The following is a 26,521-nucleotide window of genomic DNA, read 5'->3' on the forward strand; positions in this document are numbered from 1 at the left end:
GGCCGCGCTGCCGGGTCCGTATCGGAGCGGTGCGAGAAACGGATGGCCTCCTGCGAGGGGAGTGGGGGGCGGGTCACCTTTGGCCTGCCGGGCGGCGGCAGGGGGCATGTCCCCAGTCGCGGGGTGGGCGATGGGGCATGTTCGTACGGACGGCCAGGTGGTGAACGCCCACCCGAGGGGCGCGCACGGCCTGGCCGCGCGCTCTTTTTCGTAGGGGTGTGTCGGAGGGAGGCGGGGGCACGGAGGCGGAGGGGCGGCGTCGCGCCCGACACACCCCTACGAAAAAGAGCGCGCGCCATCCCCAAACGCGCCCCCGGCGAAGCAAACGCGCCTCCCACGCAGCCTGCCCTGCCCAGGTTCAGCCCAGCCCCGTGCCGCACTATGCCGCCCCGCCCCGCCCCGCCCCGACCCGCCCCGCCCCGACCCGACCCGCCTCTCCCTGTCCCGCCCGTCTTGTCCCGCCCGTCCTGCGCCGCCCCACTCCGCCCACCCCACTCCGCGCTCTCCCCCTCCCCTCCCAGCGGCCAGAGGCACTCACCCCCGCCGCCGCCCGGCAGACCAAAGGCCCCCCGCCCCCCTCTCCCTCCCGCAGGAGGCCATCCGTTTCTCGCACCGCTCCGATACGGACCCGGCAGCGCGGCCGTCACCATCCGATGCCAAGCCATCCGCCTTATCCCCACCTGCCGCCCGGGGACGTTTCACGTGGAACGCCGCTCCCGCACCAGAACCCCCACCCCCACCCCCACGAGCACTACGACCACAACACCAGCAATCAGCACCCCATCCGGCACGGCATCCCCCACCCCACGAGCCCACCGCTCCAAGGCGAACTCGTTCTCGACACCCACTCCGCCCGGCAGGGAACTCGTGCCGTCGAAGAGCAGGAAAACGGCGCCCAGCACAACGAACAGCGCCCCCGACACCAGCCCCGTCGAGTGCAGCTCAAGGCGCGGCCCGACCTTGACCGGCCGCCCCCGCAGCCACCTCCGCTTCCCCAGATCGAAGCGATGCCAGGCCATCGCGAGCACAAACAGCGGCGCCGCCATCCCCAGCGCGTAAAAGGCCAGGAGCACGCCGCCGTACGCCGCATTCCCGCCCATCGCCGACACCGTCAGCACCGACCCGAGAATCGGCCCGGCGCAGAAGCCCGCGAGCCCGTACACAGCACCCAGTGCGTACACGGACACAGCCGACTCCGGCCGGATCCGTCCCGCCGCCTCCTGCATCCGCCGCGACCCGAAGCCGAAGCCGAGCATCGTCGCCACACCGAGCGCGATGATCGTCCAACCCCCGATCGCGATGAGTGCGTCACGATGCCCGTAGAAGAGCTTGCTCGCGAAGGACCCCGCGATCCCGAGCGGCACCAGAGTCGTACACAGCCCGGCGTAAAAGATCACCGTCCGGGCGAGGAGACGCCCCGCCCCGCTGACGGAGTACGCGAAGAAGGCGGGCAGCAGCAGCGCGCTGCACGGACTCACCAGGGCAAGCAGGCCGCCGAGGAAGGCGGCCAGATAGCCGATGTCGGGGGTCACTTGGCCTTGTCCTCCGCGTCCTTCGCGTCCTTCGCGGCGGCAGCCTTACGGGCCTCCTCCACCATCCCGGTGAAGACCTCGGTCGGCTGGGCGCCCAGCACCGGAGTGCTGTTGATCAGGAAGGCGGGCGTGCTGGTCACGCCAAGGCTCTGGCCCTCGCCCGCATCCTGCGCCACGGCCTTTTCCCCGGCCTTGGACTTCATGTCCTTCTTGAACTTCGCCATGTCCTTGACCCCGGCCTCCTCGGCCATGGCGATCAGCTTGTCCTCGGCGAATTCGCCGGAGTTCTTCTTGCGCTCCTTGGCGTACGCGAGGTCATGGAACTGCCAGAACCGCCCCTGCTGTCCGGCCGCCCAGCCGGCCTGAGCCGAGGACTCCGACTCAGCGCCGAAGATCGGGAAGTTACGCCACTCGATGCGCAGCACGCCCTTGTCGACGTACTTCTTGATCAGCTCCGGCTTGGTGTCGCGGGCGAACTTGCCGCAGAAGGGGCACTGGAAATCCGAGTACTCGATGAGCACGACGGGCGCGTCCTTCTCGCCCATGGCCATGGGGTCGCCGCCGTCGCGGCGCTGCAGGGAGAGAAGCTGCTGCTTCTGCTCTGAGGTGAGGTCTTCGGAGCCGTCTCCGGCGCCGCTGTCACCACCCGTATCGACGTCGGCGGCGCTCCCGCCATCGCTCTCGCCACCGCCACCGCCTCCGCCTCCGCCCGCGAAGGCGGAGAGGGACCCGAGCGCGAGGGCTGCGGCGAGGACGAGCACGACGATGACGGTGGTCTTCTTACGGGCGGTCTTGCTGGTCATGGAAGCCATGGAAGGGGTGCTCCAGAGGGTTCAGTGGCCGGAGAAGGTTCAGTGGCCGGCGGTAGTCGTGCGGCCGGCGGCGGTCGTACGGCCGGTGGGGGCCGCGGTCGTGCGGCCGGTACGGGCGGGGGCCGGGCAGGCCACCTCACCCGCGAGGCGCTGCACGGCGGCGACGGCGAGGAGGACGAGGGACGCGAGGCCGAGGATCGGCTGCAGCGGCGCCCAGTAGCTCACCGCGCCGGAGGCGCCGAGGGCGAGAAGGACGAGCTTGTTGCAGACGGGGCAGCCGACGGCGAGGAAGGACAGCACGCTGCCCGCGGCCCCGAAGCGCGAGACGCGCTGGGGGTGCGGAGGGCCGGCGGTGCCGGCGGTGTCGGCGGTGTCGGCAGTGCCGACGGTGTCGCCCTCGGCTTGAGTCCCGGGCGTGGTGCTGCGCCCCGCGGTGACGTACGTGGCGAGCACCACGCCCGCCAGCAGGGCGGTGGCGGCGAGCGCCGGATAGCTCCACCACTCGGGGGCGATCTCCCGGCCGAAGACGGGGTTGGGGATGACGGCGGTCGGCAGGCCGATGACCAGCGCGGTTGCGCCGGCCGCGGCTACGGCGACGCCCCAGCGGCGCGGGCTCCAGAGAGCGAGCGCGCGGGTGGCGAGCCGGATGCGGTGTCGCATGGCTGCGAGCTCCTGTGGGTGTGAATGGCCAGAGCCTCTCGCCGGGCCGCCAGATGCGGACCGCCGTACGAGAGGGTGCGGGCAGCGCAAACGCCGCCCACCGCTATAGCCGCAGCACCGACAGCTGACTCAGGACCGGAGCGGGGACCGTCCGCCCTTGTACGCGCGTGGGCTCGGGCGGCGGCGCGGCTTCTTCGGCGGCCGCGATGCCCGGAACCCCCAGCGCGGTCGCGTGCTCGCCGCCGGCGCGGGTGCTGGGGACGGCGTGCTGGGCGGCGCCCGGGGTCTTCTTGCAGCCCGGGCGGTCGGTGCCGTCGTCGGGGGCTGCGGTCTGCTCGGGGGCCGTGACCTGCGAGGATGCCGCGATACGGGGCGCAGGGGCGGTGTCCGCAGCCGTGGCGCCCGCCGCCTGTCCCAGCTGCAGCGCGAACAGGATCGCCAGCACGCCCAGCAGCGCACGCGCCGTGGCGCGCAGCGTGGGAATGGGCATCGCGAGTTCCTGTTCCTGCTGTTCCTGCCGGTTTCTGACCGGCATCCATTGGAACACATAGTGATCAGGCCGCGACCTTGAAGCACACCGGAAAAGTCGTCGGGAAATTCGGGGGAACCCGACCTCGCACCCGCTCGTTGGACCCATGGGTAAAAGGATCGTCAAGAGGCGCGACCCGCGCCGGATTGTGCAGGGAAGCCAACATGGGTGTCAGCCTCTCCAAGGGCGGAAACGTATCGCTGACCAAGGAGGCCCCCGGCCTGACCGGCGTCATCGTCGGGCTGGGCTGGGATGTCCGTACCACCACCGGTGCGGACTTCGACCTCGACGCGAGCGCGCTGTGCACGGGCGCCGACGGCAAGGTCGTCTCCGACAAGCACTTCATCTTCTTCAACAACCTCAAGACCCCGGAGGGCTCCGTGGAGCACACCGGGGACAACCTCACGGGTGAGGGCGAGGGCGACGACGAGCAGATCAAGGTCAACCTCGCGGGCGTGCCGGCCGAGATCGAGAAGATCGTCGTGCCGGTGTCGATCTACGACGCCGAGACCCGCCAGCAGAGCTTCGGCCAGGTCCGTAACGCCTTCATCCGCGTCGTGAACCAGGCGGACAACAGCGAGATCGCCCGCTACGACCTGAGCGAGGACGCCTCGACCGAGACCGCGATGGTCTTCGGCGAGCTGTACCGCAACGGCGCGGAGTGGAAGTTCCGCGCCGTCGGCCAGGGCTACGCCTCGGGCCTCCGCGGCATCGCGCAGGACTTCGGCGTGAACCTCTAACGCCAAACGAAGTTATCCACAGGGCCGTGCGGCACCGCCGCACGGCCCTGTAAATTTTTGCGGCATCGGGTGGGCGGCAGGGCCGAGGCGGGGGAGGCAGCCATGGCGGAGACGGCGGGCGCGGAAGGCACGGGGCGCGTGGTGGGCGTGAGAGGTGCCGGGCGCGCGGCGGGCACGGTGGGTGCGAGCGGCGCAGCGGCGAGTGGCGCGGAGGGGGCCGCAGGCAGGGCTGGCGGCCAGGGCCAGCGATCCCGCGGCGGCGGCGCGGCCAGCGCGGGCGCCCCGGCCGGCAAGGCCGCCATCCCCGGCCAGCGCGGCGGCGCGATTCCCGGCTTCGCCGACGCGCGCCGCGCGCGCTCGCCGAAGCGCGACGGGAAGGCGGTCCGGGAGCGGCTGTCGCGCGAGGCGCATGCGCAGGCGCGGCGCGGGGCCGAGAGGCCATCCGTGGAGGTGGCGGTCGAGGCCTCCAATGCCGGGCGGCTGCCCGAGCTCGTGCCGCTGCGCGTCGGCCGCATGGCGGCCACCCCGTTCGCCTTCCTGCGCGGCTCGGCCGGGCTGATGGCGTACGACCTGGCGGCCCTCCCCCACACAGGCATCCGCGCCCAGCTCTGCGGCGATGCCCACGCCGCGAACTTCGGGCTCTACGGCGACGCCCGCGGCCGCCTGGTCATCGACCTGAACGACTTCGATGAGACGGCCCCCGGCCCCTGGGAGTGGGACCTCAAGCGCCTCGCCGCCTCACTCGTCCTCGCGGGCCGCGAGGCCGGCGCCGACGAGGACGCCTGCCGCGGGGCGGCCCAGGACGCCGCCGGTGCGTATCGGCGCACGATGCGCTGGCTGTCCAAGCTGCCCGTCCTCGAGGCCTGGAATGCGATCGCCGACGAGGAGCTCGTCTCGCACACGGACGCCCGCGACCTCGCCGGCACCCTGGACCGGGTCGCGGAGAAGGCCCGCCGCAATACCAGCGCGAAGTTCGCCGCGGGCGCCACGGAGGTGCTCGCGGACGGCTCCCGGCGCTTCACGGGCGCGCCGCCGGTGCTGCGCCGGGTCCCGGACGCGGAGGCGGCATCGGTGGCCGGCTCCCTCGCGGGATATCTGCGCACCCTCCCGGAGGACCGCCACCCGCTCCTCGCCCGGTATGCGGTCCACGACGTCGCTTTCCGCGTCGTGGGCACGGGCAGCGTGGGCACGCGCTCGTACGTGGTGCTGCTCCTCGACCACCGCGGCGAGCCGCTCGTCCTGCAAGTGAAGGAGGCCCGCCCGTCGGTCCTCCCGAATGACTACAGCGGCCATGAAGGCCGCCGCATAATCCTGGGCCAGAAGCGCATGCAGGTAGTCAGCGACAGCCTCCTGGGCTGGACCACCATCGACACCCGTCCCTACCAGGTCCGCCAGTTCCGCAACCGCAAGGGCAGCGTCGACCCAGCCGCCCTGTCCGCCGACCAAATAGACGACTATGCCCGCATGACCGGCGCCCTCCTGGCGAGAGCCCACGCCCACACAGCAGACCCAAGGGAAATATCCGGCTACGCCGGCAAGTCCGAGGCCCTGGACGAAGCAATAGCCACCTTCGCGGTCACCTACGCCGACGGCGTCGAATCCGACCACGCAGAACTCCTCCACAGCATCAAGTCAGGCCGCCTCCCGGCAGAACTGGGCGCCTAACCCAAACCACGCCGGGGCCGAGCGTCCCGCCTCTCCGGGGACGGACGCGCCGCCTCTCCGGGGACGGACGTGCCGCCTCTCCGGGGGAGGGCGTCCCGCAAGGCGGGACGGGCTGGCCCGGGACGTTTCGCGCAGCCGCCCCACCCAACCCGCACCGAGACCAACGAGGCGCACCCACCGCACACCACACACCCACCCACCAACGCCACCCCCGGCCGGAAGGCCATACGCTGGCGGAGTGACCGAGACCGACCCCAGCCCCACCGAACGCCTGGAACGCGCGGTCAGGACCGCAGAGCAGGCCCTGATCGAATACGAGGTCGCCGTAGAGACCTTCCGCATCGAGGTCGACAACTTCTCCCGACTGCACCACCAGCGCCTCGGCCCGATGTACAGCCGCCTCGACGAGCTCGACGCGCAGATCGCCGAGGCGGAGGCCGCCCGCTCCGGCGACCCGGAGGACCTCCGCCGCGCAGAGCAACTGCGCGGCCTCGTACAGCCGATGCCCTCCGTCGAGGAGCTGTTCGGTGGCTGGATGGACTCCGACGGCATCGCCCCGGAGGCCGCCGCGATGCTCACCGACCAGTCGGCGCAGTCGCCGCCGCGGGTCCGGCCCAGCGACGCCGCCCGGAAGCTGTACCGCGACCTCGCCCGCAAGGCGCACCCGGACCTGGCCACGGACGACGCCGAGCGGGAGCGGCGCGGCGAGTTCATCACCCGGGTCAATCAGGCGTACGCGAACAGCGACGAGGAGCTGCTGCGCGCGCTCACCGAGGAGTGGGAGGCGGGGCCCCCGCCGCCGGAGGCGAAGCCGAGCCGCAGCGAGGAGCTGTACGCGCAGCTGGAGTGGCTGGCGGAGCGCAAGGAGGTGCTGGCCAGGGCCGCGGCGACGCTGGAGGAGAGCGCCATCGGGCAGATGCTGAAGATGGCGCCGGACGATCCGGACCAGCTGATCGAGGAGATCGCCGAGGAGCTGCTGGCCCGGGTCGCCGAGCGCGAGGCGAAGCTCGCGGAGCTCGTCGGGTAGCGTCGTCGGCATGAATTCTGGCCAGGTTCCCACCGTCACCGTCGACGAGCTCACCGACGCCGACTTCCTGCTGGATGTCCGAGAGGACGACGAGTGGCAGGCGGGGCATGCCGAGGGCGCGCTGCACATTCCGATGAGCGAGTTCGTCGCCCGGATCGGCGAGCTGACCGAGGCGGCCCCGCAGGACGGCCGCATCCATGTCATCTGCCGCGTCGGCGGCCGCTCCGCGCAGGTCACGATGTACCTGGCGCAGCAGGGCATCGACGCGGTGAACGTCGCGGGCGGCATGGAGCACTGGGCCGCCGCGGGCCGCAAGGTGGTCACGGACAAGGGCGAGCCGGGCACGGTCCTCTGAGCCGGCTCACCCTCTCGTAGCCCCCGCTACTCCGCCGCCAGCAGCTCCCCGAGCTCCTCCTCGTGCGCCGACGCCGGGCCGAGCGACAGCTCCAGCTGCTTGGCCCAGGCGTGGTAGCGGTGCAGCGGGTAGTCCGTGTCCGCGCCGAAGCCGCCGTGCAGGTGCTGCGCGGTCTGCACCGTGCGGCGTACGCCCTCGGCCGCCCAGATCTTGGCCACCGCGACATCCGCCGGCTTCAGCCGCCAGACCGCCTGCCACAGCGTGGCCTCCATCGCCTTGAGGTCGATGAAGCGGTCCGCGGCCTGCACCGCCACGGCCTGGAAGGTCGCGATCGGGTATCCGAACTGCTCGCGCTTGGCCGCGTATTCGCTGGTCATGTCCAGCACCCGTTGCCCGAGCCCGAGCGCCTGCGCGCAGGTGCCCACCGTCAGTACGGCGCGCAGCCACTCCCACGCGCCGTCCGCCGTCAGCACCGCATCGGGGCGGGCGGCGTCGAGGCGCACCTCCGCCAGGCGCTCGCCGGTGGTCGTCACCTGGTCGGTGAGCGTGACGCCGGTGCTGCTGCCGCGGACCAGGGCCAGCACCGGCCGGCCCGACTCCCCCACATGCGCGGGCAGCACGATCGCGTCGGCCTGTTGCGCCCACGGCACCGCGGTGTGCACGCCGTCCAGCACCCAGCCGTCGCCGTCCTCGCGAGCGGTGACGGCGAGTTCGGCGGGCCCGTGTCCGGTACGGCCCGCGGTGGCCGCGGTCAGCACGTACTCGCCGCGCACCACCTGCGGCAGCAGCTCCGCGCACAGCTCGTCGTCGCCGTAGCGCTGCAGCGCGAGCGCCGCCGCGGCCGTCTCCAGCAGCGGGACCCGGGCCAGCGGCCCGGCCGCCTCGCGCAGCGCCAGGCAGAGCGCGGTGATGTCGAGGCCCGAGCCGCCGTAGCGCTCGTCCAGGACGAGCCCGGTCAGGTCGGATTCGGCGAGCTTGCGCCACAGCGGGCGGTCGAAGTCGTCGGCCACGGGGCCTGCGGTGTGGGACGGGCTGGGCACGGCGTCCGGCTTCACGCCGGAGAACACGGCCTTCGCCGCCTCGGCCGCCGCCTGCTGCTCCTCGGTGAAGGTGAAGTCCATGGCGCGCAAGGTAGAACAGGTTCTACAAAGGTGGAAGCCCCGCGCAGCCCCCGATCACCTGTCGAAGTCCAGCTCCACCCGCTCCGTCACCGGATGCGACTGGCACGCCAGCACATACCCCGACTCCAGCTCGTCCGGCTCCAGCGCGAAGTTCCGCTCCATCCGCACCTCGCCGTCGACCAGGAACGCCCGGCACGTGCCGCACACCCCGCCCTTGCACGCGTACGGCGCATCGGAGCGATTCCGCAGCACCGCCTCCAGCAGCGATTCGCCCGCCCGCACCGGCCAACTCCCGGACCGCCCGCCCAAGGTGGCCGCCACCGCACTGTGCTCAGGCGCCTCCGGCAGCTCCACGGGAGCCGTCTCCCCGACATGGAAGATCTCCTCATGGATCCGCCCGCGCTTCACGCCGAGCCCACGAAGCGCCCGTTCCGCAGACTGCACCAGCCCGTACGGTCCGCACAGAAACCAACCCTGCACAGCGCCGACCGGCAGCAGCGCCGGCAGCAGCCCGGTCAGCCGCTCCTCGTCGAGCCGCCCCGAAGGCAGCCCGGTCTGCATCTCCTCCCGCGACAGCGTCTGCACCAGCTGGAAGCGCTCCGGCCACCGGTCCTTGAGATCCGCCACCTCGTCGAGGAACATCACCGAAGCCGCCGTCCGGTCGCTGCGGATCAGCGTGAACCGCGCCTGCGGATCGGCGTCCAGCAGCGTCGCCGCGATCGACAGCACCGGCGTGATCCCGCTGCCGCCCACCACCGCCGCGTAGTGCCCGCCGCCGGCCCGCTCCCCGCGCAGCCCGAAGCGCCCGGCCGGGGTCATCACCTCGAGGGTCTCCCCCGCGGCGAGCTCCTCCGTGACGTACGGAGAGAACTCGCCGCCCGCCACCTGCCGCACGCCCACGGTGAGTTCGGCGGGATCCGCGCAGGCCGGCGAGCAGATCGAGTACGTCCGCCGGACCGCCCCCGCGGCCTCGTCGCTCCGGCGCAGCGCCAGGTGCTGCCCGGCCTGGAAGCCGTACGCCGCCCGCAGCTCCGGCGGCACCGCGAAGGTGACCGCGACCGCGTCGTCCGTCAGCCGGCGCACATCGGCGACCTTGAGCGCGTGGAATCCGGCCGTCACGTCAGCTCCTTGAAGTGGTCGAACGGCTCCTGGCAGTCCTCGCACCGCCGCAGTGCCTTGCAGGCGGTGGACGAGAAGCGGGACAGGAGCTTCGTACGCCCCGAGCCGCAGTGCGGGCACCGGATCGAACCCAGCTCAACCGGAACCGGACCCGCCGGTTCACGCGAAACCCGCGGCGGCGCCACCCCGTGCTCGGCGAGCTTCCTGCGGCCCTCCGCCGTGATGTCGTTCGTCGTCCACGCCGGGAACAGCACCGTCCGGACCGTCACCTGCTCCACGCCGCCCCGCTCGCGCAGCACCTGCTGGATGTCGGCGGCCATCGCCTCGATCGCCGGGCAGCCGGTGTACGTCGGCGTCAGCTCGACCTCCACCCGCCCGGGCCCGTACACATGCACCCGCCGCAGCACGCCGAGCTCGGCCAGGCTGATCACCGGCAGCTCCGGGTCCGGGACGGCGCCCGCCAGCTCCCGCAGCCGCTGCTCGAGCTCGGTGAGCCCGGCGTCCGTCACCATGTCGCCCCCGGGTGGCTGCGGTGCAGATGCTGCATCTCGGCGAGCATCCGCCCGAACGATTCGGTGTGCACACCCTGCCGCCCGCCGCCCGCGGTCCAGGTGGAGCCGTCCGACCCCTCGGGCAGCCGGAGCGTGGCCCGCCCGACGACATCCTCGATCCGCGCGCGCCAAGCCCCCTGCAGCGCCGCCCAGTCGACCCCGTCCACGCCCTCGACCGGCCGGAACAGCTCACCCGTATACCGCCACAGCGCATCAAGGCCGCGCTGCATCCGCTCATGGCTCTCGGCCGTGCCGTCGCCGAGCCGCAGCGTCCAGTGCTCCGCGTGGTCGCGGTGGTACGCCACCTCCTTGACCGCCTTCCCCGCCAGCGGCGCGTACGGGCTGTCGGGAAGCCCGGCCAACTGCCCGTACAGCAGCTCCTGATACGCCGAGAAGTACAGCTGCCGCGCGATGGTCTGCGCGAAGTCCCCGTTCGGCTGCTCGACCAGCTGGGCGTTACGGAAGGCCCGCTCCTCGCGCCGGTAGGCGAGCTCGTCCTCATCGCCGACGAGAGACAGCAGCACCCGCGCCTGCCCGAGCAGGTCGAGCGCGATATTCGCCAGCGCGACCTCCTCTTCCAGTACGGGCGCGTGCCCGGCCCACTCGCCGAGGCGGTGCGACAGAACCAGCGCATCGTCCCCGAGACACAGAGCTGCGCTCACAGGTTTTTCACCCCGTCCGGCAGCTCGTAAAAGGTCGGATGCCGATACGGCTTATCCGCCGCCGGCTCGAAGAACGGGTCCCGCTCGTCCGGCGACGACGCGGCTATCTCCGCCGACGGCACCACCCACACCGAGACGCCCTCCTGGCGCCGCGTATACAGATCGCGGGCATTGCGCAGCGCCATCGCGGCATCGGGCGCGTGCAGCGACCCGGCGTGTACGTGCGACAGCCCGCGCCGGCTGCGTACGAAGACCTCCCACAGGGGCCAGTCCGAGGTCATGCGCCCGCCTCTCCGTGATCGACGTGATCACCATGCTTCACCGCATAGGCGGCCGCCGCCTCGCGCACCCACGCGCCGTCCTCATGCGCCTGCCGCCGCTGGGTGATCCGCTGCTCATTGCAGGGCCCATTGCCGCGCAGCACTTCCTTGAACTCCGACCAGTCGATCTCGCCGAAGTCGTGCTGTCCGCGCTCCTCGTTCCACTTCAGGTCCGGGTCCGGCAGCGTCAGCCCGAGGATCTCCGCCTGCGGCACGCAGATGTCCACGAAGCGCTGCCGCAGCTCGTCATTGGAATGCCGCTTGATCTTCCAGGCCATGGACTGCGCCGAATGCGCCGACTCGTCGTCCGGCGGCCCGAACATCATCAGCGACGGCCACCACCACCGGTCCACCGCGTCCTGCGCCATCGCATGCTGCTCGGCCGTGCCCTTGCTGAGGGTGTGCAGCAGCTCGTACCCCTGCCGCTGGTGGAAGGACTCCTCCTTGCAGATGCGGACCATCGCCCGGGCGTACGGGCCGTAGGAGCAGCGGCACAGCGGCACCTGGTTGATGATCGCGGCGCCGTCCACCAGCCAGCCGATAGCGCCGACGTCCGCCCAGGTCAGGGTGGGGTAATTGAAGATCGAGGAGTACTTCTGGCGGCCCGAGTGCAGCTTGTCGAGCAGTTCGTCGCGGCCGGCGCCGAGGGTTTCTGCGGCGCTGTAGAGATACAGCCCGTGGCCCGCCTCGTCCTGGACCTTGGCCATCAGGATCGCCTTGCGGCGCAGGGACGGGGCGCGGGTGATCCAGTTCGCCTCCGGCTGCATGCCGATGATCTCGGAGTGGGCGTGCTGGGCGATCTGGCGGATCAGGGTGGCCCGATAGCCGTCCGGCATCCAGTCGCGCGGCTCTATGCGCTCGTCAGCGGCCACGGCCGCGTCGAACATCGCGCCCGGATCCTCCGTGATCACCGTCATCGCATGCCCCCTCGCACCGACCGACCGATCGTTCGGTTCCATGGTCGGGTGTGGCCTCGTACCCTGTCAAGGCCAGAATGCCCCGTCGGCCCTGCGCGGGTGGGGCGCCGGGGGGTAGCGTGCCGACCGAGTCGGCAGTGAGCTGATGACCACAGGCTGTGAGGTAGTCGGGGGTATGGAGTCGCGAGCGCCGGACGAGTCCGGCATATCCGAAGCGGAAGGCCCGGCGGACGATCCGCGGGACGGCCTTTCGCTGACCGCGCGCGTGATCCTCGCGATCGCCGTCGCGGCCGTCGCCATCGCCACGGCCGTGCACCTCGGCATGATCTTCCTGTACGTCACACCCCCGAACACGGTCAGCAAGCAGCACAAAGAGGCCATCGACGGCTGGGTGCTGCCGGAGTTCGAGCAGAACTGGAAGCTCTTCGCCCCCAACCCGCTGCAGCAGAACATCGACGTCGAGGTCCGCGCCGAGGTCCAGAAGAAGGACGGCTCCACCGAGCAGACCGCCTGGGTCAACCTCTCGGCGCAGGACGCCGACGCGATCCTGCACAACCCGGCCCCCTCGCACACCGAGCAGAACGAGCTCCGCAGGTCCTGGGACTACTTCATCAACACCCACGACGCGAAGAACCGCCCCAACGGCCTCCGCGGCGAGCTCGCCGAGCAGTACCTCAAGCGGATCGTGATGCTGCGCTTCGGCCCCGTACTCAACGACGGCAAGGTGCAGTCCATCCAGCTGCGCGGCGCGGTGACGCCCCTCGCGGCGCCGGAGTGGAGCAAGGAGAAGCGCGCCACCGAGACGACGTACCGGCAGCTGCCCTGGTGGCAGGTGACCACCGAGGACCTGCAGAAGGGCGACCGTAAGACGTGGGGCACCTGGGAGGTGAGCCAGTGAGCGGCAACGGGACCACCACCCCCGAGCTCGAAGTCCGCGTCGCGCGCGCCCTGAACCGCGGCATCGAGCGCGTCACCCAGCACGCCCTCGGCCCGTACCAGACCGCCGTCGTGCGCATCGGCTTCGCGCTGACCTGGCTGCTGTTCCTGCTGCGCGAGTTCCCGCACCGGCAGGAGCTGTACGGGCCCGACTCGCCCTGGAGCCACCACCTGGCCGAGCAGCTGATCAGCACCAACGACGCCTTCACGGTCCTGATGTGGTCGGACTCGGACGGCTTCTTCGAGCTTGTGTACGCGCTCGCGGTGCTCGCGAGCCTGGGGCTGATGCTCGGCTGGCGGACCCGGACGATGTCCGTGCTGTTCATGGTCAGCGTGCTGTCGCTGCAGAACCGCAGCGTCTTCATGGGCGACGGTGGCGACAATGTCATCCACCTGGTGGCGGCCTATCTCGTCATCACCCGCTGCGGCCAGGTCTGGTCGCTCGACGCCCGCCGCGCCGCCCGTAAAGAAACAGCCGGCTCCCCGCCCCGCGACGCCATCGGCGTCGCCCTCTGGTCGGCCCTCGGCCTCGTCCTGATCGCCGCCACCCTCCTCGGCAACCTCAGCTGGGGCTGGGCGCTGATCTTCTGGGGCCTCTGGCTGGTGCAGGCCGTGTGGTGGATGGTCCAGCGGGTCTGGCCCGGCGAGCCGCGTACGGTCCTCGATCAGCTCGCCAACCTGGGGCACAACGCGGGCCTGCTGATCATCATGGTCCAGGTGGTCTTCGTGTACGCCACCGCCGGCTGGTACAAGGTCCAGGGCTCCCTCTGGCAGGACGGCACGGCGCTGCACTACCCCCTGCACCTCGATTACTTCACCCCCTGGCCGGCGCTGTCCGACGCGCTGGCCGGCAGCGGCACGATGGTCATGATCATCACGTACGGGACCGTGATCGTGCAGGTGGCGTTCCCGTTCACGGTCTTCAACCGGCGGATCAAGAATGCGCTGCTGGCGCTGATGATCATCGAGCATGCGTCGATCGCGGTGATCCTGGGGCTGCCGTTCTTCTCGCTCGCGATGATCGCGGCTGATGCGGTGTTCCTGCCGACGGTCTTCCTGGTGTGGGCAGGGGGCTGGGTCGGGGCAGGGCGTCACGCGTTCTTCGGGCCCCGGCGCCGGGCTGTGGATAACTTCGGGGCGGGGGTGGGCGGCGGGATAGCCTGGAAGGGGCGTGGCCCCCGGGAGGGCGGGGACTCTGCGCGGGAGTCGTCGGCCGCCGCCGAGCACTGAGCGTCTCCGCCGGTGCACCGACCGGAGCGGAGCTCATAAGCTGGCGGCCATGGCCAAGGACCTGGTGCTGCTCGACGGCTTCCACGCGCTCAAGCACGCGCTGCGCTTCGGCGCGGACGTGCGTACGGCGCTGACCACCGACAAAGCCGCCACCGAGGCCCTGGCCAGAGAGCTCGCCCCGGATATCGCCGACGCCGTGGCCAAGACCCTCGTCGAGGCCCCGGCGCAGGCGCTGCGCGAGCTTGCCCCGCGCGCCCACCCCACCGGCGTCGCCGCGCTCGCCGCCCGCCGCAGCCGCGCCGCCAATCTGCACGCCATGAACCGCCCGGACCGCACCGCCCCCGTCGTGGTCCTCGACCAGCCGCGCAACCTCGGCAACGTCGGCGCCGTCGTCCGCCTCGCCGCCGGCATGGCCGCCGCGGGCGTCGTCACCACCGGCCCGCTCGACCCCTGGCATGCCAATGCCGTACGGGGCGCGGCGGGGCTGCACTACGCGACCGCCGTGGAGCGCCTTGAGCTGGGCGAGCTCCCGGGCGGGCCGATCTACGGCCTCGATCCTGAAGGCGAGGACATCCGCGGTGTCCGCATTCCGGACGGTGCACTGCTCGCCTTCGGCTCGGAACGGCACGGGATCTCGGAGGAGTTGCGCGCCAAGGCCACGCAGCTCGTATCGCTGCCGATGCGCCCCCAGGTCTCCAGCTACAACCTCGCTACGAGCGTGGCGATGGCGCTCTTCCACTGGAGTGGGGACCGGGCCTAAACCGGGCTCAATGCCCCCGATACCCCAGCCGCCCCGAAAGATCGCTCGCCCCCTTCGCCGCCAGCTCCGCCAGCTCGCCCTCGCGCTCCTCGGTCCAGCGCGTCACCGGCACCGAGATCGACAGTGCCGCGACGACCCGCCCGCTCCGGCTCCGTACCGGCGCGGCCACGCAGCTCACGTCCGGGTTGGACTCCTGGTGCTCGGCCGCGATGCCCGCCTCGCGGATCCCGGCGAGGGCGGCGCGGAGCTTGTCCGGGTCGGTGATGCTGTTGGGGGTCATCGCCTCCAGCTCGCGGCCGCCCAGCTGCTCTTCGAGCGCGTCCGGGGGCAGCGAGGCGAGCAGCATCTTGCCTACCGAGGTGCAGTGCGCGGGCAGCCGGCGGCCGGCCGCGGAGACCATGCGCACCGCGTGCGTGGAGTCGACCTTGGCGATGTATATGACGTCGGCGTCCTCCAGGACCGCCACGTGCACCGTCTCGCCGCACGTGTCCGCGACCTCGCGCGCCACCCGCTGCCCCTCGGCGGCGAGGTCCAGCTGCTCGGCATAGCGGCTGCCGAGCTGGTACGTCCGTACGCCGAGGCGATAGCGCCCCGGCTGCTCCGGTACGGGCGCGAGATAGGCGCGCGCCGCCAGAGTGGTCACCAACTCGTGCACCGTGGTCCGGGGGAGCTGGGTCTTCTGCACGATGTCGGGGGCGGACAGCGTGCCGTCGCCGTGCAGGAACAGCTCGAGTATGTCCAGCGCTCTGGTCACCGCGGGGACGAGGCGGCCCATGTCCCTTCACCCACCCTCGTTCGGGAACTCGACCAATGGTCGGTATGACGAACACACGCTAACCCGTGTGCAGACCATTGACACCCCCCTTGACGCTGATTACGGTCACGCCAGCATTTCGAACGCATGACGAAATCTCGAACGAGCCCAAGGGAACGCTGCCTTGCGCATCACCGGAATCACCACTCACGTCGTCGGGACCCCCTGGCGCAACCTCACCTACGTCCTCGTCCACACCGACGAAGGCCTGACCGGCGTCGGCGAGACCCGCATGCTGGGCCACACCGACGCGCTCGTCGGCTACCTCCGCGAAGCCGATGCCAACCATATCGCCGGGTCCGACCCGTTCGCCGTGGAAGACCTGGTGAAGCGGATGAAGTACGGCGACTACGGCCGGGCCGGCGAGATCGTCATGTCCGGCATCGCCGTCATCGAGATGGCCTGCTGGGACATCAAGGGCAAGGCCCTCGGCGTCCCCGTCTGGCAGCTGCTCGGCGGCCGGGCAGGAGGTGCGACGGACCAGGTCAAGGCGTACGCGAACGGCTGGTACACCACCGAGCGCACCCCGGAGGCGTACCACGCGGCCGCCCGCGAGGTGATCGCGCGCGGCTACCGGGCCCTGAAGATCGACCCGTTCGGCACCGGGCACTTCGAGCTCGACCAGGAGCAGACCCGTTATGCGGTCTCCCTCATCGAGGCGGTACGGGACGCCATCGGCCCCGACGCCGAGCTGATGCTGGAGATGCACGGCCGCTTCAGCCCGTCCACGGCCGTACGGCTGGCCCGCGAACTCGCCCCGTACCGGCCCGCCTGGCTGGAGGAGCCGGTGCCGCCGGAGAACCTCAAGGCGCTCGAAAAGGTGGCCCAGAAGGTCGAGATGCCGATCGCGACCGGCGAACGCATCCACGACCGCATCGAGTTCCGCGAGCTCTTCGAGTCGCAGGCCGCCGACATCATCCAGCCCGACCTCGGGCACATCGGCGGCATCCTGGAGACGCGGAAGCTGGCGGCGACCGCCGAGACGCACTACATGCTGGTGGCGCCCCACAACGTCGGCGGCTCCGTGCTCACCGCCGCCTCCCTGCAGCTCGCCGCCTGCACCCCGAACTTCAAGATCCTCGAGCACTTCAACGACTTCGCGGACGCGGAGATCAAGAAGGTGGTGTCCGGGGCGCCGCAGATCGACCCGGAGACCGGCTGCTTCGAGATCAGCCACGCGCCGGGCCTCGGCGTGGAGCTCGACGTGGACGCGGCGGCCGAATTCCCGCAGCAGCGTGCCCGGTTCGACCTGTGGGCCGAGGGCTGGGAGCGGAGGAAGCCGGAGTGAGTGCGGCCTCTGCGGCCTCTGCCGCCTCTGCGGCCTCCAGCCGGGCCGTCCTCGTCGACCGGCCGGGCGCGCACCGGCTGATCGAGCGGGAGACGCCGCGGCCGCGGCCCGGCGAGGTGCTGGTGCGGGTGGCCGCGGCCGGGATCTGCGCCAGCGACCGGGAGTTGTACGACGGGCGCCGGGATGCCGCGTATGTCCGCTATCCGGTGGTGCCGGGGCACGAGTGGTCCGGGACCGTCGAGGCGGTCGGCGAGGGCATCGACCCGGGCCTGGTGGGCCGTAAGACCGTCGCCGAGGGCTTCCGGGCCTGTGGCGTCTGCGAGCGCTGCCGTTACGGCGAGACCAGCCTGTGTACCGCGGGCTATGCGGAGACCGGGTTCACCGAGCCGGGCGGCTTCGCCGAGCACCTCACCGTGCCCGCCCGGCTGCTGCACCTGCTGCCCGCCGACGCCGACCTGCGCGCCGCCGCGCTGCTGGAGCCGGCGGCGGTGAGCGCCGCGGCGGTACGGGCCGCGGAGGCCCGGCCCGCCGAGCGGGTCGCCGTCGTCGGCGCCGGCACGCTCGGGCTGCTTGCGGTGCAGCTGCTCGCCGCGTACTCACCGGCCGAGCTCACCGTGATCGACCCGCGCGCCGAACGGGCCCGGCAAGCGCTCGACTTCGGCGCCACGGAGGCGCTCTCCCCGGGCGACGCGGACTCCTGCGAGGGCCGCTTCGACCTCGTCGTGGAGACGGCGGGCGCCCCCGGCACCGCCGCCTCCTCGTGCCGGCTGGCGCGGCGCGGCGGGCGGGTGGTGCTCACCGGCATGTTCACGCCCGGCGCCGAGGGCATCGACCCGGTGCACCTGTCGCTCAGCCAGCTCACCGTCCGCAGCATCTTCGGCGCCCCGTCCGCCGCCTGGACCGATGCGGTACGGGCCTTCGGGACCGGACTGCTGCGCCCCGCGCCGCTGGTGACGCACGAGCTGCCGCTGGAGCGGTTCGCGGAGGCGATCGCGCTGGTCGGCGGCGGCGACCTGAAGACCGGGAAGGTGCTGCTGGTGCCGTAGCCGGGCCCTGCAGCTGACCAACCAGCTACGGCGTTTCGAATGAAAGCAAGTGAAGGAGCCCCGTGACCCACCCCTCAGAACCCCGCCGCCCCGGCGCCGACGCCCTCGCCGGAGTCGGCCACCGGGCCCCGGAACTCCACGAAGCGGACGCCTCCCCGCACGCCTTCCCCGACGGCGGCACCTGGCGTACGGAAATACCCTCCGTCGAGGGCCCAGAGGCGCTCGCCACGGTGCTGAAGGAGGCGTCCCGCCTGGACGTCCCCGTGCACCGGATCAGCCAGGGCAGCGGCGTGTGGATGCTCACCGATGACGAGATCACCGACATGGTCGACGCCTGCGCCGCGCAGGACATCGAACTGTGCCTGTTCACCGGGCCGCGCGGCACCTGGGACATCGGCGCCGCGACCCGTACCGACTCCGGCGGCGCCGGGCTGCGCGCCCGCGGGCACGACGCGCTCGCCGGCTGCGTCGAGGATGCGCTGCGGGCGACCGAACTCGGCGTGAAGTGCCTGCTGGTGGCCGACGAAGGCGTGCTGTGGACGCTGCACCGGCTGCGGGCGCGCGGCGTGCTGCCCGCCGACACCACCTTCAAGGTCTCGGCGCTCATCGGGCCGGTGAACCCCGCTTCGTACGCCGTCTTCGAGCAGCTCGGCGCCGACTCCCTGAACATCCCGTCCGACCTGGCCCTCGCGCACCTCACCGAGATCCGCAAGGTCAGCGCGGCGCCGATGGATCTTTACGTCGAGGCGCCGGACGACCTCGGCGGCTATATCCGGATGTACGAGGCCGCCGAGCTGATCCGCCGCGGCGCCCCGCTCTATCTGAAGTTCGGGCTGAGCAAGTCGCCCGGCATCTATCCGTACGGCGCGCAGGTGCGCGAGGTCACCCTCGCCGCCGCGCGCGAGCGAGTGCGCCGCGGGCGGCTCGTCCTCGATCTGCTGGCCCGGCACGGCGCGGCCGGCGGCATGTCCCCGCTCGGCGCGCGGCTCCCGGGCGAGCTGCGCCGCTTCCCCGTACTCGAAGGGAACTGACCACCCCATGCGCAGAACAGCACTGACAACGACGTCAACCGCCCTGGCGGCGGGCGCTCTGCTCGCCGTCACCCTCACCGGCTGCGGCCAGGAGGCCAAGGGCGGCAGCCGCTACAAGGCGGATGACGGCAAGGGCGGCACCGTCGGACTCGCGATGCCGACCAAGTCGTCGGAGCGCTGGATAGCCGACGGCAAGTACCTGACCAACGAGTTCAAGAAGGCGGGTTACAAGACCGATCTGCAGTTCGGCGACGACAAGGTCGAGAACCAGATCGCCCAGCTCGAAAACATGATCACCAAGGGGCGCAAGCTCCTGGTCGTCGCCGCGATCGACGGCTCGGCGCTGACCGAGGTGCTGCAGCGGGCGGCCGACGCGGACATCCCCGTGATCTCGTACGACCGCCTGATCCTGGGCACCAAGAACGTCGACTACTACGCGTCCTTCGACAACGAGCGGGTCGGCCGGCTGCAGGCGCAGTACATCGTCGACAAGCTGAAGCTGGGCAAGCCGGACAAGGACGCGGACGAGTCGTACAACATCGAGCTCTTCGCCGGCTCCCCGGACGACAACAACACCAAGTACTTCTGGACCGGCGCCCAGAAGGTGCTGAAGCCGTATCTGGACAGCGGCCAGCTGGTCGTCCGCAGCAAGCAGACGAAGATGAACCAGGCCACCACGCTGCGCTGGGACGGCGGCACCGCGCAGAAGCGGATGGACGACCTGATCTCCAAGAACTACGGCGAGGCGAAGGTCGACGCGGTGCTGTCGCCGTACGACGGCATCTCGCTGGGGATCATCTCCGCGCTGAAGAGCGCCGGTTACGGGACGAAGGCGGAGCCGCTGCCGGTGGTGACCGGGCAGGACGCGGAGCTGGCGTCGGTGAAGTCGATCGTCAAGGGGCAGCAGACCCAGACCGTCTTCAAGGACAACCGCACGCTGGCCGCCCTGGCACGGCAGATGGGCGACGCGGTGCTGACGGGCAAGAAGCCCAAGGTGAACAACACCGATGACTACAACAACGGCAAGAAGACCGTCCCGTCGTATCTGCTGAATCCGGTCTCCATCGACAAGGACAATGCCAAGCTCCTGGTCGACAAGGGCTACTACACGGCAGGGCAGCTCAAGTGACGCGCCCCGTACTGGAGATGCGCGGCATCACCAAGACCTTTCCCGGGGTCAAGGCGCTCTCTGATGTGCAGCTGACCGTACGCCCCGGGGAGATCCACGCGATCTGCGGTGAGAACGGCGCCGGCAAGTCGACGCTGATGAAGGTGCTGAGCGGGGTGCATCCCGCCGGCTCGTACGACGGAGAGATCCACTTCGAGGGCTCGGCGGTGGCCTTCAAGGACATCCGCGCCAGCGAGAAGCACGGCATCGTGATCATCCACCAGGAGCTGGCGCTGGTGCCGTATCTGTCGATCGCCGAGAACATCTTCCTCGGCAACGAGCAGCGGACCGCCCGCGGCCTCGTCGACTGGAACGGCACCTTGCGGAAGGCCGGTGAGCTGCTGCGCCGGGTCGGGCTGCGGGAGAAGCCGCAGACGCCGGTCGCCGACCTGGGCGTCGGCAAGCAGCAGCTGGTGGAGATCGCCAAGGCGCTGTCCAAGGAGGTGAAGCTGCTCATCCTGGACGAGCCGACGGCCGCGCTGAACGACGAGGACAGCGCGAAGCTCCTCGAACTGATCGTGCAGCTGCGCAAGCAGGGCATCGCGGCGATCATCATCTCCCACAAGCTGAACGAGATCCGGCAGATCGCCGACTCGGTGACGATCCTGCGGGACGGTCAGACGATCGAGACGCTGCGGGTGCGCGAGTCGACGGACGCCGAGCCGGAGCTCAGCGAGGACCGGATCATCCGCGGAATGGTCGGGCGCGACCTCGAAAACCGCTTCCCGGACCGGACCCGGTACACCGGTCCTGACGCGGGCGAGGAGGCGCTGTCCGTACGCGGCTGGACGGTGCGCCACCCCATCGACCATCACCGGCTGGTGGTCGACGACGTATCGCTCAACGTCCGGCGCGGCGAAATCGTCGGCGTCGCCGGGCTGATGGGCGCGGGCCGCACCGAGCTGGCGATGTCGGTCTTCGGCCGGTCCTACGGGGTCTATGAGGCCGGGACGGTGGCGGTCGGCGGCCGCGAGGTGTCGACCAGGACGGTCCCCGCGGCCGTCGACGCCGGCATCGCGTACGTGACGGAGGACCGCAAGCAGTACGGCCTCAACCTCATCGACGACATCAACCGCAACATCTCGCTGCCGTCGCTCTCCGGCATGCGGCGGCGCGGCGTCGTGGACGAGCACCACGAGCGGTCCGTCGCCGAGCGTTACCGCGGCAGCATGAACATCAAGGCCCCCACGGTCTTCGAGGAGGTCGGCCGGCTCTCCGGCGGCAACCAGCAGAAGGTCGTACTCAGCAAATGGATCCACTCCGACCCCGACGTGCTGATCCTCGACGAGCCCACCCGCGGCATTGACGTCGGCGCCAAATTCGAGATCTACGCGGTCATCGACAAGCTCGCCGCCGAGGGCAAGGCGGTGCTCTTCATCTCGTCCGAGCTGCAGGAACTGCTCGGGATGTGCGACCGGATCTACACGATGGCCGAGGGGCGGCTGACCGGTGAGGTCGACCGTGCGGAGGCCGGCCAGGAAGCGCTGATGCGCCTGATGACCCGCGACATGACCGGCGACATGACCATGAACAGAAGCTGAGGCTCCGCCATGACCACCACAACCACCCCCAAGGACTCCCCGCCCGCGGCGGCCGCGGAGCAGCTCTCGGCAGGCGCGGTGCTGCTGCGCGGCATGCGCGCCAATATGCGCCAGTACGGCATGCTCATCGCCCTGGCCTTTATCGTCGTGCTGTTCCAGATATGGACCGACGGCTCGCTGCTGCTGCCCAACAACGTCTCCAACCTGATCCAGCAGAACGGCTACATCCTGATCCTGGCCATGGGCATGATGATCGTCATCATCGCCGGCCATATCGACCTGTCCGTCGGCTCGTTGGTCGCCTTCGTCGGCGCCATGTCCGCGGTGATGATGGTCAAACACGACATGCCATGGGTGCTCGCGCTCGTGCTGTCGCTGCTGATCGGCGCCGTCGCGGGCGCCTGGCAGGGCTTCTTCATCGCCTACGTAGGCATCCCCTCCTTCATCGTGACGCTGGCGGGCATGCTGCTCTTCCGCGGCGCCACCCAGATCGTGCTGGAAGGCCAGTCCCTCGCGCCCTTCCCCGAGGGCTTCCAGAACATCGCCAAGGGCTTCATCCCGGAGATGGGCCCGTACACCCAGTACCACAACCCCACGCTGGTGCTCGGCGCCATCGCGATCGTCTTCCTGCTGCTGCGCGAGTGGAGCGACCGCCGGCGCCAGGTCCAGTACGAGCTCGAGGTGCTGCCCACCGGGCTGTGGGTGACCAAGCTGGTGGCGATCACCGCCGCCGTCGTCGCCTTCACGCTCACCCTCGCCAGCTTCCACGGCGTGCCCGTGGTGATGCTGATCGTGGGCGGACTGCTGATCCTCCTCGGCTACGTCATGCGCAACGCGGTGCTCGGCCGGCATGTGTACGCCATGGGCGGCAACAAGGCCGCCGCCAAGCTCTCCGGTGTCAAGGACAAGCGCGTCACCTTCCTCGTCTTCGTCAACATGGGCGTCCTGGCCGCGCTCGCCGGCTGCGTCTACGCGGCCCGGCTCAACGCGGGAACCCCGCAGGCCGGCCTCAACTTCGAACTCGAGGCCATCGCCGCGTCGTTCATCGGCGGCGCGTCGATGAGCGGCGGCGTCGGCACCGTCATGGGCGCCGTCATCGGCGGCCTGGTCCTGGGCGTCCTGAACAACGGCATGTCGCTGGTCGGCATCGGCACCGACTACCAGCAGGTGATCAAGGGCCTGGTGCTGCTGGCAGCCGTCGGCTTCGACATCTGGAACAAGCGGCGCGCGGGGAAGTAAGCCCCCGGAACCTCCCCACCCGCCGCGGTGGCCCGGTGGAGGTCAGGCCTGCCTCCTGACCTCCACCGTCCGGAAGCGGTTCGCGACGAACGCCGGGTCGCACAGCGCCGCGTTCGCCGCCGGATTGCCACCCGAACCGTGGAAGTCGGAGAAGGCCGCGGTCTGGTTCACATACACCCCGCCGGTGAGGTTCAGCGACAGCTGCGCCGGCTCCTCCAGGCAGGCCGTCTCTATCTGCTGCTCCACCTCCGGCGACGTCGTATACGCCCCGACGGTCATCGCGCCCTGGGTGCGAATCGTGCGACGCAGCAGCTCGACCCCGTCCGCCGTCGAGTCGACCGCCACGGCGAACGACACCGGCCCGAAGCACTCCGACATATACGCCGCCTCGGCGTCCGGCTTGGCCCCGTCGAGCTTGACGATCACCGGCGTACGGACCGTGGCCCCGGCGAACTCCGGATGCGCCACCTCCCGCGAGGGCAGCGCCACTTCGCCGATCCCGGGCGCTGCTTCGAGGCGCTCCTTCACCCCCGGGTTGACCAGCGCCCCCAGCAGCGCCGCCGCCCGCGCGTCGTCCCCGAGCAGCTTGCCCACGGCACCCGCGAGATCGGCCACCACGTCGTCGTACGACTTCTGGCCGGCGTCGGTCTGGATCCCCTCCCGCGAGATGAGGAGGTTCTGCGGCGTGGTGCACATCTGGCCGCTGTAGAGCGAGAGGGAGAAGGCGAGATTGCCCAGCATCCCGGCGTAGTCATCCGTGGAGTCGATGACGACCGTGTTGACGCCGGCCTTCTCCGTATAGACCTGGGCCTGGCGGGCGTTGGCCTCCAGCCAGTCGCCGAAGGCGGTCGAACCGGTGTAGTCGATGATCTTGACCTCGGGGCGGGTGGCGAGGGTCTTGGCGAGTCCCTCTCCCTGGCGCTCGGCGGCCAGCGCGATGAGATTCGGGTCGAAGCCGCTCTCGGCGAGCACCTCGCGCGCGGTCTTCACCGTCATCGCCAGCGGCAGCACCGCCCGCGGATGCGGCTTGACCAGCACCGCATTGCCGGTGGCGAGGGAGGCGAAGAGCCCCGGATAGCCATTCCAGGTCGGGAAGGTGTTGCACCCGACGACCAGGCCGATGCCGCGCGGCACCGCCGTGAAGGACTTGGACAGCTCCAGCGGATCGCGCTTGCCCTGCGGCTTCGACCAGGACGCCTGCCCCGGCACCCGGGTCTGCTCGGCATAGGCATACGCCACCGCCTCAAGACCGCGGTCCTGCGCATGCGGCCCGCCCGCCTGCAGCGCCATCATGAACGCCTGCCCGCTGGTGTGCATGACGGCATGCGCGAACTCATGCGTCCGCGCGCTGATCCGCGCCAGGATCTCCAGGCACACCAGCGCCCGCGTCTCGGGCCCGGCCTCCCGCCAGGCGGGCATGGCGGCCCGCATCGCCGGGAGCAGCACCTCGGGATCCGCATGCGGATACTCGACCCCCAGCTCGATCCCGTACGGCGACGTCTCGGTCGGGCCCGTATAGCCGTCGGTGCCCGGCTGGTCCAGCTCGAAGCGGGAGCCGAGCAGCGCGTCGAAGGCGGCCTTGCCGTCGGCGGCTGCCGTCTCGCCGTACGCCTTCGGGTGCTCGGGGTGCGGGGACCAGAATTCGCGGGTGCGGATCGCCTCCAGCGCGCGGTCGAGTGTGGCTCGATGCCTGGTCTGCAGCTGGTCGGGCTTGAGCGCTGCGGTCATGCGGACCATCCCCTCCTGGCAGCCAGCTCACCATTGAGCTGGGCGTGGCCTGCGGTCTCGATTACAGTAACCGAATGATCGGTCGGGACAAGAGGGGCTGTGGATAACTTGACGGGGACGACCAAAAGGGACACCTACACCCCCGAGTCCCTCCTCGCCGTGGCCGTCGAGGTGTTCATCGAACGCGGCTACGACGGCACCTCGATGGAGCATCTGTCGAAGGCCGCCGGAATCTCGAAATCCTCCATCTATCACCACGTACGCAGCAAGGAAGAGCTCCTCCAGCGGGCGATAAGCCGGGCCCTCGACGGCCTCTTCGGCGTCCTCGACGAGACCGGCGCCGCGGAGGGCAAGGCGATCGAGCGTCTCGAATACGTCACCCGCCGCACCACGGAGGTGCTGATGGCGGAGCTGCCGTACGTCACCCTCCTGCTCCGCGTCCGTGGCAATACGGACACCGAGCGGTGGGCGATGGAGCGCCGCCGCGAGTTCGACCAGCGGGTCGCGGCGCTGCTGAAGGAGGCGGCCGCGGACGGCGACATCCGTGCGGATGTGGACCTGCGCCTGGCCACCCGCCTCCTCTTCGGCATGATCAACTCGATCGCCGAGTGGTACCGCCCCCAGGCGCACGGCGCCGCGGGCAACGCCGAGGTGGCGGAGGCGGTGGTGCGCATGGCGTTCGCGGGGCTGCGCACACCGTAGCGCGGGGCTGCCCGGCTAGTCGGTCTCCTTGTGTACGGCCTCGATGTTGTTGCCGTCCGGGTCGTTCGCGAAGGCGCAGTACGCGCGGTACTCCGGCCAGAGCCGCGGCTCGTACCGTGACGTGCCGCCGGCCGCGAGCGCCGCCGCGTGGAAGGCGTCGACCTGGTCCCGGTCGCGCGCGGTGAACGCGATGTGCGCGCCGCGCGTCACCTGCGCGTCGCCCGCGTCGTACAGGCCGAACGAAGGCGTGTCCAGGCCTTCTTCCCAGTACTCCGCGCCCCCGTCGCCGTAATCCTGCTCGACGACCCCGAGCGGCTGCAGCGCGGCCGCGTAGAAGCGCTTGCTCGCCGGGAGGTCGGAGGCGATGAAAGTGACGTGATGGATGAACGGCCACTTGTCCGGCATCAACTCTCCTGAAGATCAGTTTCCTCGAAGACGAGCAGCGTACGGGTCGACAGCACCTCCGGAATGGCCTGGATCCGGGTGAGCACGAGATCGCGTAGCGCGCGGTTGTCGGAGGTGTGGACGAGCAGCAGCACGTCGAAGTCGCCGCCGACCAGGGCGATATGGGCGGCGCCGGGGAGGCGCTCCAGCTGCTCGCGCACCGAGCGCCAGGTGTTCTGGACGATCTTGAGCGTTATATACGCCGAGGTGCCCTGACCTGCGCGCTCCTGGTCCACGCGCGCGGTGAAGCCGCGAATGACACCGTCGTCCAGCAGTCTGTTGATCCGCGCGTACGCGTTCGCGCGCGAGACGTGCACCTGCTCCGCTACCGAGCGGATCGAGGCGCGGCCGTCCGCGCGCAGGAGGCGGATGATCGCGCGGTCGATGTCGTCCAGGGGGCGCGGCGGCCGGGGTACGGGCCGGTCGGCCGGGAGGTCTGCCATCTGTTCGTCGGCCACGCCTTACCACCTCCCCTCCATGGACGTCCGGCATCCATTCCAGTCTGTGCAGAACCGTTTGTCCACAGGCCCTCGGTGACGGTAGCCAAAATGTGCCCTCAACCGAACAATCGGTAGGTGAGGAGA

General features: G+C 70.7%; 28 protein-coding genes. 14 read left to right on the forward strand and 14 right to left on the reverse strand.

What is annotated here, in order from left to right:
• Window positions 1–698: 698 nt before the first annotated feature.
• From ACNNMR_RS23180 to ACNNMR_RS23195, 4 genes are all read right to left on the reverse strand, one after another.
• Entirely contained in the window at window positions 699–1,532 is an 834-nt protein-coding gene (locus ACNNMR_RS23180; RefSeq protein WP_419996590.1) for a cytochrome c biogenesis CcdA family protein, read from the reverse strand.
• Entirely contained in the window at window positions 1,529–2,344 is an 816-nt protein-coding gene (locus tag ACNNMR_RS23185) for a DsbA family protein (protein ID WP_419996591.1), read from the reverse strand. The genes ACNNMR_RS23180 and ACNNMR_RS23185 overlap by 4 nt, the downstream gene beginning before the upstream one ends.
• Before the next feature lie 39 nt (window positions 2,345–2,383).
• A complete protein-coding gene (locus tag ACNNMR_RS23190; RefSeq protein WP_419996592.1) occupies window positions 2,384–3,004 on the reverse strand; it encodes a hypothetical protein in 621 nt (206 codons plus the stop codon).
• Window positions 3,005–3,107: 103 nt separating this feature from the next.
• Window positions 3,108–3,494 carry a hypothetical protein gene (locus tag ACNNMR_RS23195; protein WP_419996593.1) on the reverse strand — a complete coding sequence of 129 codons (387 nt, stop codon included), beginning with the start codon at window positions 3,492–3,494 and terminating at the stop codon, window positions 3,108–3,110.
• Window positions 3,495–3,697: 203 nt separating this feature from the next.
• On the opposite strand from ACNNMR_RS23195, the gene ACNNMR_RS23200 reads away from it, so the two are divergent.
• The 4 genes from ACNNMR_RS23200 to ACNNMR_RS23215 all read left to right on the forward strand — a co-directional run bounded on the left by ACNNMR_RS23200 (window position 3,698) and on the right by ACNNMR_RS23215 (window position 7,320).
• Complete coding sequence (locus ACNNMR_RS23200; RefSeq protein ID WP_419996594.1) at window positions 3,698–4,273, forward strand: TerD family protein; 576 nt, start codon at window positions 3,698–3,700, stop codon at window positions 4,271–4,273.
• A gap of 102 nt (window positions 4,274–4,375) precedes the next feature.
• Window positions 4,376–5,938, forward strand: a complete 1,563-nt coding sequence (locus ACNNMR_RS23205) for a DUF2252 domain-containing protein (RefSeq protein WP_419996595.1) — start codon at window positions 4,376–4,378, stop codon at window positions 5,936–5,938.
• A 238-nt stretch (window positions 5,939–6,176) separates the two neighbouring features.
• Entirely contained in the window at window positions 6,177–6,965 is a 789-nt protein-coding gene (locus ACNNMR_RS23210; RefSeq protein WP_419996596.1) for a J domain-containing protein, read from the forward strand.
• A gap of 10 nt (window positions 6,966–6,975) precedes the next feature.
• Window positions 6,976–7,320, forward strand: coding sequence for a rhodanese-like domain-containing protein (locus ACNNMR_RS23215; RefSeq protein WP_419996597.1), 345 nt, complete (start codon window positions 6,976–6,978; stop codon window positions 7,318–7,320).
• Between the two features lie 26 nt (window positions 7,321–7,346).
• On the opposite strand, the gene ACNNMR_RS23220 is transcribed toward ACNNMR_RS23215, so the two are convergent.
• From ACNNMR_RS23220 to paaA, 6 genes are read right to left on the reverse strand one after another with little or no spacing between them, the layout of a single operon-like run.
• Entirely contained in the window at window positions 7,347–8,441 is a 1,095-nt protein-coding gene (locus tag ACNNMR_RS23220; RefSeq protein ID WP_419996598.1) for an acyl-CoA dehydrogenase family protein, read from the reverse strand.
• Window positions 8,442–8,495: 54 nt separating this feature from the next.
• A complete protein-coding gene (locus ACNNMR_RS23225; protein WP_419996599.1) occupies window positions 8,496–9,560 on the reverse strand; it encodes a 2Fe-2S iron-sulfur cluster-binding protein in 1,065 nt (354 codons plus the stop codon).
• Window positions 9,557–10,072, reverse strand: coding sequence for a 1,2-phenylacetyl-CoA epoxidase subunit PaaD (gene paaD / locus ACNNMR_RS23230; RefSeq protein ID WP_419996600.1), 516 nt, complete (start codon window positions 10,070–10,072; stop codon window positions 9,557–9,559). The genes ACNNMR_RS23225 and paaD overlap by 4 nt, the downstream gene beginning before the upstream one ends.
• Window positions 10,066–10,773, reverse strand: coding sequence for a 1,2-phenylacetyl-CoA epoxidase subunit PaaC (gene paaC / locus ACNNMR_RS23235; protein WP_419996601.1), 708 nt, complete (start codon window positions 10,771–10,773; stop codon window positions 10,066–10,068). The genes paaD and paaC overlap by 7 nt, the downstream gene beginning before the upstream one ends.
• On the reverse strand, window positions 10,770–11,054 hold the full coding sequence (gene paaB / locus ACNNMR_RS23240) for a 1,2-phenylacetyl-CoA epoxidase subunit PaaB (protein WP_419996602.1): 285 nt from the start codon (window positions 11,052–11,054) through the stop codon (window positions 10,770–10,772). The genes paaC and paaB overlap by 4 nt, the downstream gene beginning before the upstream one ends.
• Window positions 11,051–12,010, reverse strand: a complete 960-nt coding sequence (gene paaA, locus ACNNMR_RS23245) for a 1,2-phenylacetyl-CoA epoxidase subunit PaaA (protein ID WP_419996603.1) — start codon at window positions 12,008–12,010, stop codon at window positions 11,051–11,053. The genes paaB and paaA overlap by 4 nt, the downstream gene beginning before the upstream one ends.
• Window positions 12,011–12,185: 175 nt before the next feature.
• Here paaA and ACNNMR_RS23250 point away from each other — a divergent pair, with 175 nt between their 5' ends.
• From ACNNMR_RS23250 to ACNNMR_RS23260, 3 genes are read left to right on the forward strand one after another with little or no spacing between them, the layout of a single operon-like run.
• Complete coding sequence (locus ACNNMR_RS23250; RefSeq protein WP_419996604.1) at window positions 12,186–12,908, forward strand: DUF5819 family protein; 723 nt, start codon at window positions 12,186–12,188, stop codon at window positions 12,906–12,908.
• Window positions 12,905–14,176, forward strand: a complete 1,272-nt coding sequence (locus ACNNMR_RS23255) for an HTTM domain-containing protein (RefSeq protein WP_419996605.1) — start codon at window positions 12,905–12,907, stop codon at window positions 14,174–14,176. The genes ACNNMR_RS23250 and ACNNMR_RS23255 overlap by 4 nt, the downstream gene beginning before the upstream one ends.
• Window positions 14,177–14,225: 49 nt before the next feature.
• Entirely contained in the window at window positions 14,226–14,936 is a 711-nt protein-coding gene (locus ACNNMR_RS23260) for a TrmH family RNA methyltransferase (protein WP_419996606.1), read from the forward strand.
• 7 nt (window positions 14,937–14,943) lie between these two features.
• Here ACNNMR_RS23260 and ACNNMR_RS23265 read toward each other — a convergent pair whose 3' ends face one another.
• Window positions 14,944–15,711, reverse strand: a complete 768-nt coding sequence (locus ACNNMR_RS23265; RefSeq protein ID WP_419996607.1) for an IclR family transcriptional regulator — start codon at window positions 15,709–15,711, stop codon at window positions 14,944–14,946.
• A 163-nt stretch (window positions 15,712–15,874) separates the two neighbouring features.
• Between ACNNMR_RS23265 and ACNNMR_RS23270 the strand changes: the two genes are divergently transcribed.
• The 6 genes from ACNNMR_RS23270 (at window position 15,875) to mmsB (ending at window position 23,063) form a co-directional block, all read left to right on the forward strand.
• Window positions 15,875–17,038 (forward strand): mandelate racemase/muconate lactonizing enzyme family protein, encoded by a 1,164-nt coding sequence (locus tag ACNNMR_RS23270; RefSeq protein WP_419996608.1) that lies wholly within the window; start codon window positions 15,875–15,877, stop codon window positions 17,036–17,038.
• Window positions 17,035–18,084, forward strand: a complete 1,050-nt coding sequence (locus ACNNMR_RS23275) for a zinc-dependent alcohol dehydrogenase (RefSeq protein ID WP_419996609.1) — start codon at window positions 17,035–17,037, stop codon at window positions 18,082–18,084. The genes ACNNMR_RS23270 and ACNNMR_RS23275 overlap by 4 nt, the downstream gene beginning before the upstream one ends.
• Window positions 18,085–18,146: 62 nt before the next feature.
• Window positions 18,147–19,115: a hypothetical protein gene (locus ACNNMR_RS23280; RefSeq protein WP_419996610.1), complete on the forward strand. Its 969-nt coding sequence runs from the start codon at window positions 18,147–18,149 to the stop codon at window positions 19,113–19,115.
• 7 nt (window positions 19,116–19,122) lie between these two features.
• Window positions 19,123–20,244, forward strand: a complete 1,122-nt coding sequence (gene chvE, locus ACNNMR_RS23285) for a multiple monosaccharide ABC transporter substrate-binding protein (protein ID WP_419996611.1) — start codon at window positions 19,123–19,125, stop codon at window positions 20,242–20,244.
• Window positions 20,241–21,824, forward strand: coding sequence for a multiple monosaccharide ABC transporter ATP-binding protein (gene mmsA / locus ACNNMR_RS23290; RefSeq protein WP_419996612.1), 1,584 nt, complete (start codon window positions 20,241–20,243; stop codon window positions 21,822–21,824). The genes chvE and mmsA overlap by 4 nt, the downstream gene beginning before the upstream one ends.
• A 9-nt stretch (window positions 21,825–21,833) precedes the next feature.
• Window positions 21,834–23,063: a multiple monosaccharide ABC transporter permease gene (mmsB, locus tag ACNNMR_RS23295; protein WP_419996613.1), complete on the forward strand. Its 1,230-nt coding sequence runs from the start codon at window positions 21,834–21,836 to the stop codon at window positions 23,061–23,063.
• A 42-nt stretch (window positions 23,064–23,105) separates the two neighbouring features.
• Here mmsB and paaN read toward each other — a convergent pair whose 3' ends face one another.
• On the reverse strand, window positions 23,106–24,791 hold the full coding sequence (gene paaN, locus ACNNMR_RS23300; RefSeq protein ID WP_419996614.1) for a phenylacetic acid degradation protein PaaN: 1,686 nt from the start codon (window positions 24,789–24,791) through the stop codon (window positions 23,106–23,108).
• A gap of 108 nt (window positions 24,792–24,899) precedes the next feature.
• On the opposite strand from paaN, the gene ACNNMR_RS23305 reads away from it, so the two are divergent.
• On the forward strand, window positions 24,900–25,493 hold the full coding sequence (locus tag ACNNMR_RS23305; RefSeq protein ID WP_419996615.1) for a TetR/AcrR family transcriptional regulator: 594 nt from the start codon (window positions 24,900–24,902) through the stop codon (window positions 25,491–25,493).
• Between the two features lie 15 nt (window positions 25,494–25,508).
• Here ACNNMR_RS23305 and ACNNMR_RS23310 read toward each other — a convergent pair whose 3' ends face one another.
• Both ACNNMR_RS23310 and ACNNMR_RS23315 read right to left on the reverse strand, forming a co-directional pair.
• Window positions 25,509–25,898: a VOC family protein gene (locus ACNNMR_RS23310; protein ID WP_419996616.1), complete on the reverse strand. Its 390-nt coding sequence runs from the start codon at window positions 25,896–25,898 to the stop codon at window positions 25,509–25,511.
• Complete coding sequence (locus ACNNMR_RS23315; protein WP_419996617.1) at window positions 25,898–26,395, reverse strand: Lrp/AsnC family transcriptional regulator; 498 nt, start codon at window positions 26,393–26,395, stop codon at window positions 25,898–25,900. The genes ACNNMR_RS23310 and ACNNMR_RS23315 overlap by 1 nt, the downstream gene beginning before the upstream one ends.
• Window positions 26,396–26,521: the final 126 nt, after the last annotated feature.

It is taken from the genome of Streptomyces boninensis, assembly GCF_048572725.1.
In the GTDB taxonomy this organism is placed as follows: Bacteria; Actinomycetota; Actinomycetes; order Streptomycetales; family Streptomycetaceae; genus Streptomyces; species Streptomyces boninensis.